The sequence below is a fragment of the Pseudomonas sp. GW821-FHT04C07 genome (genome assembly GCF_059420325.1).
Genome location: NZ_JBWKTM010000018.1, coordinates 59,734 through 74,161 on the forward strand (window position 1 = coordinate 59,734; position 14,428 = coordinate 74,161).

A 14,428-nucleotide genomic window follows, 5' to 3' on the forward strand; every position below is an offset into this window, starting at 1 on the left:
CCAGGGCGGCATTCCCACGCGGAGCGCGGGAACGATCGAGGTGACTCTAACTCGCCATCATTGGTGGCATCGTCCCCAGCAGCGATACCGCCGCGACGGCGGCAACGCCCAGCAGCCACTCAAGCATCACACTGGTACGCAGTGTCGACAGGCGCTTGTGGCAGTCTTTCACTCTAAGGCGATTGAACAGCGCCAGTCCCAGCATGCCGCCGACCAGCAGCACCTTGATCAGTAGAATCAGCGCAAAACCGGACAGCAACGGCGTCGGCCAAAAGGCGCCGGTGAGTACGCGGACGTTGATCAACCCGGTGACCAGCAAACCGGCCACCAGCCCGTAACCGACACCGCTGAATCGTTGCAGTATCAAGCTGACCGGATGGGTTGCTGGTTGCAGCACAATCATGACCAACAGCATCAACCCACCGAGCCAGGCGCCGACGCACGCTAGATGAATCACCTGGTTGAGGATCAGTAACTGGCCGTTGAGACCATCGAGCATGGCGCCGTGTCCGACCGGCGCCAGCGTTGCCAGCAGCAGGCTGCTCAGGGCCAGTCGTAGAGGAAACGATCTGCCTGGCGGTGTGATCAGGCACACCATTAACAACAGATTGAGCAGCAGGTGCCAGCTCCAGACCTGCCCGAAAAACGTATTGCTCAGGACTAACTGCAACGTCGGCAGGTCAATCGCCGCCTGCCATGAACCAGCCATGCTGCCGGTGATCAGCAACAGCCAGCAAACCCCGCTGGCGAGCGCCAACGAGGCGAGCAGTTTCGTTACGCCAGCGAGACGTCGATCCAGTACGCCAAGCGCCTCTGTAAGCGGCTCGCGGCGTAACAGCAGGGGCCTGAAGACACAGGCACCAAACAGCATCAGCACCCCGGCGAAATGCAGGAATCGGCACAGGACCAGCGCGCTCGACATGAATTATTGGCCGACCTTGAAGCTATAGTTGCCTTCACTTTTATGGGTGTCGACCGAGACCGCGTGCCACTCGACCTTGTAATTACCCGCTGCCAATGGAGCTGCTGGAGTCACGATCAGGGTCTTTTTGTCGCTGCCTTCGGTGGTGATGCTTTTGACCGCGACATCAGCGCCGTCCTTGCTAAGGGTGACTTTGGTAAAGGCTGCTTCAACACCTTCGGAGAACACCAGTCGTAATTCCTTGGGGGCAGCAGCGGTACTGTCAGCGGCCGGCGTTTCGCTTTTCAGGTGCGCGTGGGCAAACACCGAAGAGGCGGCGAGCAGCGCGCTCAGCAGGGCAGTGGTAGTCAGGGCTTTTTTGATCAGCATTGGCAGGTACCTTCATTGAATACGAGGGGGCGCTAATAGAGCATGACGCAGGTGCCGAGCGAAACGGTACTCAGCGTTTTCTCGGGGGAAGTCTAGCGTACGAAGTTTCGTTTGCGGCTGTCGCCCCGAACTAGAGCGGATGCTAGTCTTGACCAACGCTGTCGTCAGGGAGCCCTCATGGGCAATCACAAGATCGAGATTCGTCGCAGTAACGTCGAAAAAATTCTGCTGGCGGCCGAAAAAATCTTCGCCGAGAAAGGATACGGCAGCACGGCGATGGCCGATATTGCCAGAGAAGTGCAACTGCCGCGCTCCAACCTGCACTACTACTTCAGCACCAAAAGTGAGCTGTACAGCGCCGTGCTGTTTGATCTGCTGGATGTGTGGAAGCAGGACGCGTTGTGCTTCGAGATGTTCGATGATCCGCGGGTGGTGCTGAGCAGCTACATCCGCGCCAAGATGAACCATTCCCGTAGCCGGCCTTATGGCTCGAAAGTCTGGGCCAATGAAATCATTCATGGCGCACCGACCCTTGGAGAGGCGCTGGATGCGAGCCTGTACGACTGGGCGAAAATGAAGGAAGCGAAAATTCGTCAGTGGGTGGAAGACAAACGCATCCTGGCGGTGGAACCCTCCGCGCTGCTGTACATGATCTGGGCCTCGACCCAGCATTACGCTGACTTCGATCACCAGGTGATGATCCTCAACGATCACCAACCGCTGTCGGATATGCAGTTTGAACGGGCGGTACAGACCGTGACCAGCGTGATTCTGCGGGGGATTGGCTTGGAGCCGTAACCCACGCAGCTCGTTCCCACGCAGAGCGTGGGAACGATCATCAGCAGGTTTGTTTAAACCGCCACGCGATACGGATTCCTCGGATCGTGGTCCCAGTCCAGGAATGGCTTGCCGGTGTCGATGGGTACCATCTCGATACAGTCCTGAACCGGGCAGGTGATCTGGCATAGATTGCAGCCCACGCACTCGTCGTCGATTACTTCATATTGATGCGTGCCGTCAGGCTGCTTGAGGCTGGCGATAGCTTGGTGCGCGGTGTCTTCACAGGCGATGTGGCAGCGACCGCAGCCGATGCACGCGTCCTGGTCGATTTTGGCGATGACCCGGTAGTTCATGTCCAGGTACTTCCAGTCCGTGGTATTGCTCACCGCCCGACCCGAAAATTCCTGCAGGCTGGTGTAGCCTTGGCTGTCCATCCAGCGCGACAGACCGTCCTTCATCTCCTCAACGATGCGAAAACCATGCAGCATCGCTGCCGTGCACACCTGCACCGCGCCGCTGCCAAGGGCGATGAATTCTGCCGCATCGCGCCAATTGCCAATCCCGCCAATGCCGCAAATCGGCAGGCCACGGGTTTGTGGGTCACGGGCAATCTCGGCCACCATGTTCAGCGCAATCGGTTTGACCGCCGAGCCGCAGTAACCGCCATGGGTGCTTTGGCTGCCAACCATTGGATGAGCGACCATGCGATCCAGGTCGATACTGGTGATGGAGTTGATGGTGTTGATCAGCGACACCGCATCGGCACCGCCACGGTGGGCGGCGCGGGCGGCAACGCGAATGTCGGTGATGTTGGGCGTGAGTTTGACGATCACCGGCAGTGAGCAGTAAGTCTTGCACCAGCGGGTAACCTGCTCGACGTATTCCGGGACCTGGCCGACCGCTGCGCCCATGCCGCGTTCAGGCATGCCGTGAGGGCAACCAAAGTTCAGCTCGACACCATCAGCGCCGGTGGCTTGCACCAGCGGCAGGATGGCTTTCCACGACTCTTCGACGCAGGGCACCATCAAGGACACGATCAGCGCGCGGTCCGGCCAGTCCTTTTTGACCTGGGTGATTTCCCGCAGGTTGATTTCCAGTGAACGGTCGGTGATCAGCTCGATGTTGTTGATGCCGATGACCTCGCGGTTGGCGCCGAAGTGGGCGGAGTAGCGCGACGACACGTTGACCGCCGCCGGGTCCTCACCGAGGGTTTTCCAGACCACGCCACCCCAGCCGGCCTCAAAGGCGCGGACTACGTTGTAGGCTTTGTCGGTGGGCGGAGCGGAGGCCAGCCAGAATGGATTGGGGGCTTTGATGCCAGCGAAGACAATCGACAGATCGGCCATTTATGCAGCCTCCACATTGAGCATGAGTTGGGCATTGATGGCTTCAGCGGCCAGCTTGCCGTGCTGCACGGCCTGGACGGTGAGGTCCTGGCCGAGGCTGGTGCAGTCGCCTCCGGCGTAGACTCCGGGGATGCTGGTGCGCAGCTGTTCGTCCACCAGAATGCGCTCGCCCTCGCGCTTGAGTTCACGGGCCAGCGGATCGTTCAGCGCTGCGTCGTCGAAGGACTGGCCGATGGCTTTGAAGATCGCGTCGGCGGCCAGCTCGAAGGTCTCGCCGGTGCATTGCAGGCGACCGTTTTCCAGCCGCGTGCGGGCAAAGCGCATGCCGCGTACCTGACCCTTTTTATTGAGCAAGACTTCTTCGGGCTGAGCCCAGGTCAACAGACGTACCTGATTGGCCTTGGCAATGTTCTGTTCATGCTCGGTGGCGCCCATTTCCGCAAGGCCGCGTCGGTACACCAGGTTCACGTCGCGAGCGCCGAGGCGAGCCATTTGCACGGCCATGTCGATGGCAGTATTGCCGGCGCCAAGGACGATGCAGCGATCGGCCAGTGGTAATTGCGTCAGGTCATCGGCCTGGCGCAGCTCACGGATGTAATCGGTGGCAGCGAGCATGCCGGGGGCGTCTTCGTGGGCCAGACCGAGCTGCTTGCTGGCAGTCAGGCCGAGGCCGAGGAACACCGAATCGAACTGCTGATGCAGTTCAGTGAGGCTGAGGTTGTCGCCGAGTTTGTGCCCGTGACGGATCTCGATCCCGCCGATACCCAGCAAAAACTCCAGCTCCTGTTGAGCGAAGTCGTCCACCAGCTTGTACTTGGCGATCCCGTATTCGTTGAGTCCGCCGGCTTTCTCGCGGGCCTCGAAAATCACCACCTCATGGCCATGCATCGCCGAGCGATGAGCGCAGGACAACCCCGCCGGCCCGGCACCGACCACAGCGATGCGTTTACCGGTCGGCGCGGCACGTTTGAATGGGTGTTCGCTGAACTGCGCGTTGTCCACGGCGTAACGTTGCAGCAGGCCGATCAGCACTGGCGCGCACTCTTGAGCGTTGTTGCGCACGCAGGCTTGCTGACACAGGACTTCGGTCGGACAGACCCGTGCGCAACTGCCGCCCAGGATGTTCGCCGAAAGGATTGTCTGCGCGGCGCCCTGAACGTTTTCCTGATGGATATTGCGAATGAACGACGGGATGTCGATCTCGCTCGGGCACGCATTGACACACGGTGCGTCGTAGCAATACAGGCAGCGCGAGGCTTCCAGTGTGGCCTGACGGGCATTGAGCGGCGGCGCCAGATCGGTGAAATGGCCGGCAAGGGCGGCCGCGTCCTCATGGGGATGCGGGAGGTGGCTCAGGGTCTTGATCACGGTGATGGCCTCACGGTTTTTGAGGTACTGCCTCTGATGGGCATTGGTATTGGTGTATCGCACGTTCTACCTGGTGATCGTTCCCACGCTCTGCGTGGGAATGCAGCCCGTGACGCTCTACGTCACAAGCGTGGGACGCGGAGCGTCCCCAGAGGCGTTACCACGCAGAGCGTGGGAACGATCATCAAAGGCCCGGATTCAGCGCTTTACGGGAACCGGTCGCTGCAACTCGGCGCGTTTGTTCAGCAGATCGAACACCGCCGGATAGGCCGGGCGTTCGATGTAACGCCCGGCACCGCGCTCGGCCCGCAGGTCGCCGTCGACCCAGACCAGCCGACCCTGGCTGATGGTATGGCTGGGTACGCCGCGCACGGTCTTGCCTTCGAAGATATTGAAGTCGACCTGCTGGTGATGGGTCTTGGCCGAAATGGTGCGGGTGCCTTCCGGGTCCCAGAGCACCAGATCGGCATCGGCACCGACGCGAATCGCGCCTTTGCGTGGGTAGAGGTTGAAGATCTTCGCGGTGTTGGTTGAGGTCAGGCCGACGAATTCCTGCATCGACAGCCGTCCGGTGTTCACCCCTTCATCCCAGAGCACGGCCATGCGGTCTTCGATACCGGCAGTGCCGTTGGGGATTTTGCTGAAGTCATCACGGCCGGCGGCTTTCTGTTCGGCGCAGAAGCAGCAATGGTCAGTGGCGGTGGTGTGCAGGTTGCCCGATTGCAGGCCGTGCCAAAGCGCGTCTTGATGGCCGCGAGGGCGGAAGGGCGGGCTCATCACATAACCGGCGGCTGTTTGCCAATCCGGGTGCTGGTAGACGCTGTCGTCCAGCAGCAGGTGTCCGGCCAGGACTTCACCGTAGACCGGCTGCCCCTTGCTGCGCGCATAGGTGATTTCATCCAGTGCCTCACGGGTCGAGACGTGGACCAGATACAGCGGCGTACCTAGGGTTTCGGCTATCCGGATTGCGCGGCTGGCCGCTTCGCCTTCAACCTGGGATGGCCGCGACAACGGATGCGCCTCGGGGCCGGTGATGCCTTGGGCCATCAGTTTGCGTTGCAGGTGATAGACCAGTTCGCCATTTTCCGCGTGCACCGTCGGCACCGCGCCCAACTCCAGACAGCGTTCGAAGCTGGCCACCAGCGTATCGTCGGCGGCCATGATCGCGTTCTTGTAAGCCATGAAGTGCTTGAAACTGTTCACGCCATGGTGACTGACCAGCTCGGCCATTTCCTCGCGAACCTGCTCGCTCCACCAGGTGATGGCGACGTGAAAACCGTAGTCTGCGGCGGACTTCTCGGCCCAGCCGCGCCACTGATGAAAAGCCTCCAGCAACGATTGCTGCGGATTGGGAATCACGAAGTCGATGATCGAGGTGGTGCCACCGGCAAGTCCGGCTGCCGTGCCGCTGAAAAAGTCTTCGCTGGCGACGGTGCCCATGAAGGGGAGTTGCATGTGGGTGTGGGGATCGATGCCGCCGGGCATCAAGTATTGACCGCTGCCATCGAGCACTTCGCAGTCGGTGGGGATATCCAGATTATTGCCGATTGCCTGGATCAAACCGTCAGCGCAAAGCACGTCAGCGCGGTAACTTTCATCATGGGTAACAACGGTGGCGCCACGGATCAACAGAGACATTCCGAGTTCCTCACAGGCTTGACCGGCTAATGCCAGTTCTAGGTGTTGTCGTTACGGCAAGCTGGAGGAAGTTATATTCCTGTCAGTGCTGTCAGGAATAAACGCTAGCTGGTGTTCTTTGAATGAGCAAGAATATTTTTTATAAGCTTATAACGTGTTTAACTCATTGAAAATAAACGAATAATTATAAAAATCACCAAAATGGTGAGGTCGCTCACCATTTTGACGCACTTGACAGGATCCAAATATGGTCAAGATTTCCTATGTGAAATCAGCCGTTTGAGCTATGCCTGTCAGCGGGCGAAATCATTTTAAAAAATAGTGATGCACCAGATTGAGTCCTGACTGTTCGGACAACTTGCCTGACATTCAGCCTGAGTGAATGGGCAAGTAGCCAAGGGCTCAATGAGTCATTAAATAAAACTGATGAACATCAGTTGTTTACATGGATTTTACGGAGTGGCAAGTGAGCCAGTGGGATACCCGGCACGTTTATTGAGTGCCGCCGCTGACACGCTGGCCGGTCCGCAGAAGTCGTAAGTACTCCGGCCATCGCCCGGTTTGCGGTTTAACCCGCCAGCCAACCCGATGAGCAAAATAATCAAAAGAACAGTGGAGCGGCCATGCAACAGATCAGATCACAGGTGACCGAACGCCAAGGCTTGTACGAGCTGGATGCCGGAAGCGACGTACTCGACAGTCCTCGTTACAACCACGACATTGCGCCGACCAAAGTGCATGAGCGCACCTGGAACAAATGGCACATCACGGCGCTCTGGATCGGTATGTCGGTCTGCGTGCCGACCTACACGCTCGGCGGGGTGCTTACCGCATACTTCGGGCTGTCGGTCGGTGAGGCGTTACTGGCGATTCTGTTTGCCAATCTCATCGTATTGATCCCCTTGACCCTTAATGCCTTCGCTGGAACCAAGTACGGCATCCCGTTTCCGGTACTGCTGCGCTCCTCATTCGGTGTGATTGGCTCCAATGTGCCGTGTTTGATTCGGGCCTTGGTGGCCTGCGGCTGGTTTGGCATCCAGACGATGTTCGGTGGCCTGGCCATTCACTTGTTTCTCGGGTCGATTTTCGAGGGCTGGAAGTCCCTGGGCGGCACCGGCGAGGTGATCGGTTTCATGATGTTCTGGGCACTCAACCTGTGGGTGGTGTTGCGCGGGGCGGAATCGATCAAGTGGCTGGAAACGTTGTCTGCACCGCTGCTGGTACTGGTGGGCATCGGGTTGCTGGTCTGGGCCTTGCCGAATGTCTCACTGACCGAATTGATGGCGATCCCGCCGAAACGCCCGGAAGGCGCCAGCGTGACCAGCTACTTCTGCGCCGGGCTGACCGCCATGGTCGGGTTCTGGGCGACACTGTCGCTGAACATTCCGGACTTCAGCCGCTACGCGAAAAGTCAGAAAGACCAGATCCTTGGACAGATTTTCGGTTTACCGCTGACCATGTTCCTGTTCGCCGCGCTGGGTGTGGTGATGACCGCGGCCTCCGCGAAGTTGGTAGGGGTGACGGTCTCCGATCCGGTGACCCTGATCGGTCATATTCAAAGCCCCGTCTGGGTGGCGCTGGCCATGGCGCTGATCATCATTGCGACCTTGTCCACCAACACTGCGGCGAACATTGTTTCGCCGACCAACGACTTCCAGAACATCGCGCCCAAGCTGATCAATCGGACCACAGCGGTGATGTTGACCGGGTTGGTGGGGCTGGCGTTGATGGCTCACGAGCTGCTGAAAAAACTCGGCTTGCTGGTCTCAGATATCAGCCTGGAAACAGTGTATTCCAACTGGTTACTGGGCTACTCCAGCCTGCTCGGGCCTATCGCCGGGATCATGGTGGTGGACTATTTCCTGATCAAGAAACAGCAGCTCGACCTGGCGGGGCTGTACCGCGATGACGTGTATCCGGCGTGGAACTGGAACGGCTTTATCGCGTTCGGCATCCCGGTGGCGCTGACCTTGCTGTCGTTGGGCAGCAACGCATTCAGCTGGTTTTACAGCTACGGCTGGTTCACCGGCTCGGCGCTGGGTGGGTTGTTGTATTACGGGCTGTGCTCGATGCAGCGGAGCCCGACTGTGGCGAAATCTGCGGCGTGACGGATGGCCTCATCGCGAGCAAGCTCGCTCCCACAGGGTTCTGTGAACATTGGAGATCCAGTGTGGGAGCGAGCTTGCTCGCGATGGCGGCCTCGAATACACCAAAGAAATACCTGAAGAAACCCATAACAACTGTCTGAGGAGATCATCATGAACGCTGCCCTTGACGTTCTGCAGTCCACCCATCAGCACATCAACCGCGACCGTCTGTGGCAGTCGTTAATGGAACTGGCCAGACTCGGCGCCACGGTCAAGGGCGGCGTCTGTCGCCTGGCCCTGACCGACCTCGACCGCCAGGCCCGTGACATCTTCGTGCAATGGTGCGAGGAGGCTGGCTGCACCGTGAGCATCGACGCTGTCGGCAACATCTTCGCCCGTCGTGCCGGGCTCGATCCAACGCTGCCGCCGGTGATGACCGGCAGCCATATCGATACTCAGCCCACGGGTGGCAAATTCGACGGCTGCTTCGGCGTGTTGGCCGGTGTGGAAGTGCTGCGCACGCTCAATGATCTGGGCATCGAAACCGAGGCACCGCTGGAAGTGGTGGTCTGGACCAATGAAGAAGGTTCACGGTTTGCTCCGTGCATGATGGGCTCTGGAGTGTTCGCCGAGAAATTCACCCTGGAGCAAATCCTGGCCAAGACCGATGCCCAAGGCGTGACGGTCGGCGAAGCGCTGAACGCCATTGGTTACGCCGGCAGTCGCAAGGTCAGTGGCCATGCTGTGGGCGCCTATTTTGAAGCGCACATCGAACAAGGGCCGATCCTTGAGGATGAGCGCAAGACCATCGGCGTGGTGATGGGCGCGCTGGGGCAAAAGTGGTTCGATCTCAAACTCAAGGGCGTTGAAGCCCATGCCGGTCCGACCCCGATGCACCTGCGCAAGGACGCACTGGTCGGCGCGGCGGCGGTGGTCGCGGCGGTCAATCGTGCCGCACTGAGTCATCAGCCTCACGCCTGCGGTACCGTGGGTTGTCTGCAAGCCTACCCCGGCTCGCGCAACGTGATCCCCGGTGAAGTGCGCATGACCCTGGACTTCCGTCACCTGGAACCCGCGCGGCTGGATTCGATGATTGCTGAGGTCAGGCAGGTGATCGACACCACTTGCCAGGAGCACGGCCTGAGCTTCGAGCTGACGCCGACCGCCGATTTCCCGCCGCTGTATTTCGACAAAGGCTGCGTCGATGCCGTGCGCAGTGCCGCCCAGGGCTTGGGCCTGTCGCACATGGACATCGTCAGCGGCGCCGGGCATGACGCGATTTTCCTCGCTGAACTGGGCCCGGCCGGGATGATCTTCGTGCCGTGCGAAGGCGGGATCAGCCACAACGAAATCGAAAACGCCGCGCCGGACGATCTGGCGGCTGGTTGTGCGGTGCTGTTGCGGGCAATGTTGGCGGCGTCGGCGGCGATTGCCAGCAGAAAGTTGGCGGCTTGACAGGCGTCATTACCAAGACCTGAAGCGATTGGTGGGTGGGCTTCGAAGCCGTGGTTTGCTTCGAAACCCACCGCGCCAGAACGCGCAGTTACACCTCATCCACCCTGACCCAACGTTGCTCCAGCGCGGCCAGCCGAATGGCCGTCGCCAGGCGTTCCACCTCCCAGGCTTCTTCAAAGTCGGTACCGTCCGAGCCTTGCCCGGCCAGTGCCATAATCAACCCGTGCACCTCCAGCGTCTTCAACTCGTTGTAGCCCAACTGATGACCCGGTGCCGGACTGAAGGCGGCATAACCGGGCAGGGAAGGGCCGGCCAGTAAACGCTGAAAGCCTTCCTGACCCGCACGGCACAAGCGCAGTTCATTCAAGCGCTCCTGATCGAACGCCAGAGTGCCGCGTGTGCCGCTGATCTCGAAGCTCAGGTGGTTTTTGTAACCATGCTTGAGCCAACTGCTGCTGAAGGTGCCACGTGCACCGTTGGTAAACCGCAGCAAGGCATGGGCCTGATCATCGACGGCGATGGTGCGTTGTTCATGGCTGCCGGTGGTGGCAGGGCGTTGCCGGTGCACGGTTTGGCTGTCGGCACATACTGCTTCCACATCACCGACCAGGTACCGGGCCATCGCCAGCAAATGACTGCCCAGATCCGCCAGGGCACCACCGGCATGCTGTGCTTCGCAGCGCCAGGACCATGGTGATTGCGGGTCGGCCATGAAGTCTTCGCTGAACTCGCCCTGAAAACTGATGATCTCTCCGAGCTCGCCGCTCTGAATCAACTCACGGGCCAGGCCAATGATCGGGTTGTGCTGGTAGTTGTAACCGACCCGCGTCACCACGCCGGCGGCTTTGGCGGCGCGGCGCATCTGATCGGCCTGTTCGAGGCTGACGGCCAGTGGTTTTTCGCAGTACACGGGTTTGCCTGCGGCCAGGGCGGCCATGGCCATGGGGTAGTGCAGGTGATTGGGCGTGGTGATTGCTACGACGTTGACCTTTGGGTCGTCGATCAATTGTTGCCAGTCGCCATGGGCTTTTTCGAAGCCCCAGGCGTTGGCGCAGTGTTCGGCACGCTGGGTGTCGGCGTCGGCCAGTGCGGCCAGATGCAGGTGTATGGGGAGTTCGAAGACTGCACTGACGTTGCGAAAGGCCAGGGCGTGGGCGCGGCCCATGAAGCCTGTGCCGATCAAGCCGATTCCAAGTTCGCGCATTGTTGGGGTCCTTTTGGATTTTTGTTTTCAGGGTGCACATTAATAGAATAAATATTCTCAAAATTCAATATTCGGAATAAATATTCATTCTTTGGTTGTGATCACCATTCCCTGTAGGAGCCGAGCTTGCTCGCGATGGCGGCGGCACATTCACCCTTGATATCGACTGAGTGAATATCCATTCCCGTCGTTACCGCAAGAAATGGATATGTACACCAGCGAGAGACTGGCCGGCTGTCAGGCCATCGCGAGCAAGCTCGGCTCCTACAAGGATCGTGCATCACAGTGAGATCGATGATGGGCGCGAAACCGGGATTGTGTTGCACCGTCGAAGCCAAAGGTGGAATTACAATCGCCGGAAAAACAAAAGGCAGCCCGAAGGCTGCCTCTTGTTCACCCAAAACCCGCTGTAATCAGGACAAAAATCCACCATCCACATTCAACGAAACCCCAGTGGTGTAACTCGACGCGTCACTTGCCAGATACAACACTGCACCGGCCATCTCACTCGGATCCGCCACACGCTTGAGCGGGATCTGCTGCAGAGCGACGTTGAGAATCGCGTCATTATTCACCAGCGCCGAAGCAAACCTGGTATCAGTCAGCCCCGGCAGCAACGCATTGCAGCGAATGCCGAACTGTGCGCACTCCTTGGCAAAGACCTTGGTCATGTTGATCACCGCAGCCTTGGTCACCGAGTAGATGCCCTGGAAGATCCCCGGCGAGATGCCATTGATCGACGCGACGTTGATGATGCTGCCGCCACCGGTCTCGCGCATCAGCTTGCCGGCTTCCACCGACATGAAGAAGTAGCCGCGAATGTTCACGTCGACGGTTTTCTGGAATGCGCCGAGGTCAGTATCCAGCACGTTGCAGAACTGCGGGTTGGTCGCCGCGTTGTTGACCAGAATATCCAGACGCCCGAACTGCTCGCGAATCCCGGCGAAGACCTGAGTGATCTGTTCCATTTCACCGATATGGCAGGCGACGGCTGTGGCCTTGCCACCGTCGGCGATAATGGCGTCGGCAACATGCTGGCAACCGTCGAGTTTGCGGCTCGAGACGATTACGTGGGCGCCTTGCTGGGCCAATAGTTTGGCAATGGCTTCACCGATACCGCGGCTGGCGCCGGAAACGAAAGCGATCTTGCCGTCAAGGTCGAACAGCTGAGTCTTGGACATGGTTTTCTCCTTGTTGTATGCCAGGTGCGAGGCGCGTAGTCAGAGGCTGGATGTGTGGATGACTTGCAGGCTCATCTGCTCCAGCAGTTTGTTCATGTGAATGAACTGCGCGAAGCGTTTGTCCTGGGTCTGGCCATGGAAGAAGCGGTAGTAGATCTGCTGCACGATACCCGCCAGGCGGAACAGCCCATAGGTGTAGTAGAAGTCGAAGTTGTCAATCTGCAGCCCCGCGCGTTCGGCGTAGTAATCGACGAACTGGCGGCGGGTCAACATGCCGGGCGCATGGCTCGGCTGGCGGCGCATCAGTTGCACGGGTGCCGGGTCGCCGGCTTCGATCCAGTAGGCGAGGGTGTTGCCCAGGTCCATCAGCGGATCGCCGAGGGTGGTCAGTTCCCAGTCCAGCACGCCGATGATCTGCATCGGGTTGTGCGGGTCGAGGATCACGTTGTCGAAGCGATAGTCGTTGTGCACGATGCTCGAGGTCGGGTGATCGGCGGGCATCTTGTCGTTGAGCCAGGCTTTGACGGTTTCCCAGCTCGGTGCGTCGGGGGTCAGCGCCTTGTCGTAGCGATCGCTCCAGCCGCGAATCTGCCGCTGGACATAACCTTCGGGCTTGCCCAGATCGGCCAGCCCGCAAGCCTTGTAGTCGACCCGGTGCAGTTCGACGAACTTGTCGATGAAGCTCTTGCACAGCGCTTCGGTTTTCTGCGCATCAAGGCCCAGTTCAGCTGGCAGGTCAGAACGCAGGATTATGCCGTTGACCCGCTCCATCACGTAGAACTCGGCCCCGATCACCGACTCGTCGGTGCAGTGCACGTAGGCTTTCGGGCAATACGGGAAGCCGTCTTTGAGCTGATTGAGAATGCGGTATTCACGGCCCATGTCATGGGCCGACTTGGCCTTGTGGCCGAACGGCGGCCGGCGCAGGACGAATTCCTGCTCAGGGTATTCCAGCAGGTAGGTCAGATTCGACGCGCCGCCCGGAAACTGGCTGATCTGCGGCGTCCCGCTCAGGCCAGGAATATGCGCCTTGAGGTACGGATCGATGCGACTGACATCGAGTTCTTCGCCGGAGCGGATACGGGTGGACTGGTCAGTAAGCGCCATGCTTATCCCTTCTGCTTATTTTGGAGGCCCGACATTATTGGCTAATCTAATTCGCGCAGTGGTGTGCTCACAAGTGCCGCAAGGTCTTATAGGTTAGCGTGTTGCCGGATAATCAGCGTTCTTGATGGGCTGATTGGCGTTCAGCCGTGCAGGCCGGGCACCTGCGAGCTATGGTTGATCATTGGCGAGGGTCAGTTGCCATGAGTTCTCCATCCGCACAGGAGGTGTCAGGTGGGATGTCCGCAGGTGTGTGCTACCGCTACCTTGCAATGCAGTTTCGGTGTGGCCCCGACGGTGCTCAATGTGCTGCCGGTCAATCGCACGCTCACCGGCGGGCTGCCGGCGGCGAATATCATGGACCACATTCCGCTGGTGAGCATTCCCACCTTCGGCATGTGCCAGAGTCCGGCCAACCCGATGGTCGCCGCGGCCACCACCAACGTAACCGCGACATGGGCTTGCCCTCAGGGTCCAGCGGGCGTCCATCGCTGGCGAAAGGCTGTCCGGGATCGAGCAACTGACCGTTCAGGTAACGGGCGTCAAGGGCCTTCTTTCCGTTGGGATGGAAGCGCTGATACGACCCATCGCGGACGCCGTCGCGGTAATGCTCCAGTTCAGCCAGTTGCCCATCGGGAAAGTAATTACTCGCTTCGCCATGCAGCAGCCCCTTGCGATAGGTGGCCTTGCGTTGCAACCAGTCCTCAGGTGCATGAAAGGTTGCCATGCCGTGCAGCTTGCCGCTGACATAGGGCAATAGCGCGCTGACCTTGCCGTTGGGGTGATAGAGAGTGCTCGCCCCCTGCAATTGCCCCTGGCTGTAACTGAGGTCGGCTTGCTGGCGACCGGCTTCCTCAATGCGCAACGGGCCTTCCAGCTCGCTGTCGAGCAGGCGGCCGGTGAGGTGACTGTCACCGCGGATCAGCTCAAGCCTGGTGGATTCGCTCATGGCATTTGCTCAATGCTGGTACTCA

12 protein-coding genes and 1 pseudogene are annotated in these 14,428 nt (G+C 59.5%); 4 read left to right on the forward strand and 9 right to left on the reverse strand.

What is annotated here, in order from left to right; translation table 11 throughout:
- Positions 1-46: 46 nt before the first annotated feature.
- Positions 47-922 (reverse strand): copper homeostasis membrane protein CopD, encoded by an 876-nt coding sequence (gene copD, locus AC07UI_RS26445; RefSeq protein ID WP_494995261.1) that lies wholly within the window; start codon positions 920-922, stop codon positions 47-49.
- Positions 923-925: 3 nt separating this feature from the next.
- On the reverse strand, positions 926-1,291 hold the full coding sequence (gene copC, locus AC07UI_RS26450; protein ID WP_494995262.1) for a copper homeostasis periplasmic binding protein CopC: 366 nt from the start codon (positions 1,289-1,291) through the stop codon (positions 926-928).
- A gap of 177 nt (positions 1,292-1,468) precedes the next feature.
- On the opposite strand from copC, the gene AC07UI_RS26455 reads away from it, so the two are divergent.
- Positions 1,469-2,089: a TetR/AcrR family transcriptional regulator gene (locus tag AC07UI_RS26455; RefSeq protein WP_494995263.1), complete on the forward strand. Its 621-nt coding sequence runs from the start codon at positions 1,469-1,471 to the stop codon at positions 2,087-2,089.
- Between the two features lie 53 nt (positions 2,090-2,142).
- Here AC07UI_RS26455 and preA read toward each other — a convergent pair whose 3' ends face one another.
- From preA to hydA, 3 genes are all read right to left on the reverse strand, one after another.
- Entirely contained in the window at positions 2,143-3,417 is a 1,275-nt protein-coding gene (gene preA / locus AC07UI_RS26460; RefSeq protein WP_494995264.1) for an NAD-dependent dihydropyrimidine dehydrogenase subunit PreA, read from the reverse strand.
- Positions 3,418-4,785, reverse strand: coding sequence for an NAD(P)-dependent oxidoreductase (locus tag AC07UI_RS26465; RefSeq protein ID WP_494995319.1), 1,368 nt, complete (start codon positions 4,783-4,785; stop codon positions 3,418-3,420).
- A 198-nt stretch (positions 4,786-4,983) separates the two neighbouring features.
- On the reverse strand, positions 4,984-6,423 hold the full coding sequence (gene hydA, locus AC07UI_RS26470; RefSeq protein ID WP_494995265.1) for a dihydropyrimidinase: 1,440 nt from the start codon (positions 6,421-6,423) through the stop codon (positions 4,984-4,986).
- A 623-nt stretch (positions 6,424-7,046) separates the two neighbouring features.
- Here hydA and AC07UI_RS26475 point away from each other — a divergent pair.
- Both AC07UI_RS26475 and AC07UI_RS26480 read left to right on the forward strand, forming a co-directional pair.
- Complete coding sequence (locus AC07UI_RS26475; protein WP_494995266.1) at positions 7,047-8,531, forward strand: NCS1 family nucleobase:cation symporter-1; 1,485 nt, start codon at positions 7,047-7,049, stop codon at positions 8,529-8,531.
- 150 nt (positions 8,532-8,681) lie between these two features.
- Positions 8,682-9,965 carry a Zn-dependent hydrolase gene (locus AC07UI_RS26480; protein WP_494995267.1) on the forward strand — a complete coding sequence of 428 codons (1,284 nt, stop codon included), beginning with the start codon at positions 8,682-8,684 and terminating at the stop codon, positions 9,963-9,965.
- 88 nt (positions 9,966-10,053) lie between these two features.
- Here the strand turns inward: AC07UI_RS26480 and AC07UI_RS26485 are convergent, their stop codons facing one another.
- The 3 genes from AC07UI_RS26485 to AC07UI_RS26495 all read right to left on the reverse strand — a co-directional run bounded on the left by AC07UI_RS26485 (position 10,054) and on the right by AC07UI_RS26495 (position 13,457).
- Positions 10,054-11,169, reverse strand: a complete 1,116-nt coding sequence (locus AC07UI_RS26485) for a Gfo/Idh/MocA family protein (protein WP_494995268.1) — start codon at positions 11,167-11,169, stop codon at positions 10,054-10,056.
- Between the two features lie 413 nt (positions 11,170-11,582).
- Positions 11,583-12,350, reverse strand: a complete 768-nt coding sequence (locus AC07UI_RS26490) for an SDR family oxidoreductase (protein WP_494995269.1) — start codon at positions 12,348-12,350, stop codon at positions 11,583-11,585.
- A gap of 39 nt (positions 12,351-12,389) precedes the next feature.
- Positions 12,390-13,457 carry a phosphotransferase family protein gene (locus AC07UI_RS26495; RefSeq protein ID WP_494995270.1) on the reverse strand — a complete coding sequence of 356 codons (1,068 nt, stop codon included), beginning with the start codon at positions 13,455-13,457 and terminating at the stop codon, positions 12,390-12,392.
- Between the two features lie 231 nt (positions 13,458-13,688).
- Between AC07UI_RS26495 and AC07UI_RS26500 the strand changes: the two are divergent.
- Positions 13,689-13,892, forward strand: a pseudogene (locus AC07UI_RS26500) (DUF4280 domain-containing protein); the annotation flags it as partial.
- Here the strand turns inward: AC07UI_RS26500 and AC07UI_RS26505 are convergent.
- A complete protein-coding gene (locus AC07UI_RS26505; protein WP_494995271.1) occupies positions 13,810-14,403 on the reverse strand; it encodes a toxin-antitoxin system YwqK family antitoxin in 594 nt (197 codons plus the stop codon). The pseudogene AC07UI_RS26500 and the gene AC07UI_RS26505 overlap by 83 nt on opposite strands.
- Between the last annotated feature and the right edge of the window lie 25 nt (positions 14,404-14,428).

What these genes read in the sequence shown, in the direction of transcription:
- AC07UI_RS26480 (WP_494995267.1), top strand. Translation starts at nt 8,682, where the DNA reads ATGAACGCTGCCCTTGACGTTCTGCAGTCCACCCATCAGCACATCAAC.
- preA (WP_494995264.1), bottom strand. Translation starts at nt 3,417, where the DNA reads ATGGCCGATCTGTCGATTGTCTTCGCTGGCATCAAAGCCCCCAATCCA.
- AC07UI_RS26490 (WP_494995269.1), bottom strand. Translation starts at nt 12,350, where the DNA reads ATGTCCAAGACTCAGCTGTTCGACCTTGACGGCAAGATCGCTTTCGTT.
- AC07UI_RS26455 (WP_494995263.1), top strand. Translation starts at nt 1,469, where the DNA reads ATGGGCAATCACAAGATCGAGATTCGTCGCAGTAACGTCGAAAAAATT.
- copC (WP_494995262.1), bottom strand. Translation starts at nt 1,291, where the DNA reads ATGCTGATCAAAAAAGCCCTGACTACCACTGCCCTGCTGAGCGCGCTG.
- AC07UI_RS26505 (WP_494995271.1), bottom strand. Translation starts at nt 14,403, where the DNA reads ATGAGCGAATCCACCAGGCTTGAGCTGATCCGCGGTGACAGTCACCTC.
- AC07UI_RS26495 (WP_494995270.1), bottom strand. Translation starts at nt 13,457, where the DNA reads ATGGCGCTTACTGACCAGTCCACCCGTATCCGCTCCGGCGAAGAACTC.
- hydA (WP_494995265.1), bottom strand. Translation starts at nt 6,423, where the DNA reads ATGTCTCTGTTGATCCGTGGCGCCACCGTTGTTACCCATGATGAAAGT.
- AC07UI_RS26475 (WP_494995266.1), top strand. Translation starts at nt 7,047, where the DNA reads ATGCAACAGATCAGATCACAGGTGACCGAACGCCAAGGCTTGTACGAG.
- copD (WP_494995261.1), bottom strand. Translation starts at nt 922, where the DNA reads ATGTCGAGCGCGCTGGTCCTGTGCCGATTCCTGCATTTCGCCGGGGTG.
- AC07UI_RS26485 (WP_494995268.1), bottom strand. Translation starts at nt 11,169, where the DNA reads ATGCGCGAACTTGGAATCGGCTTGATCGGCACAGGCTTCATGGGCCGC.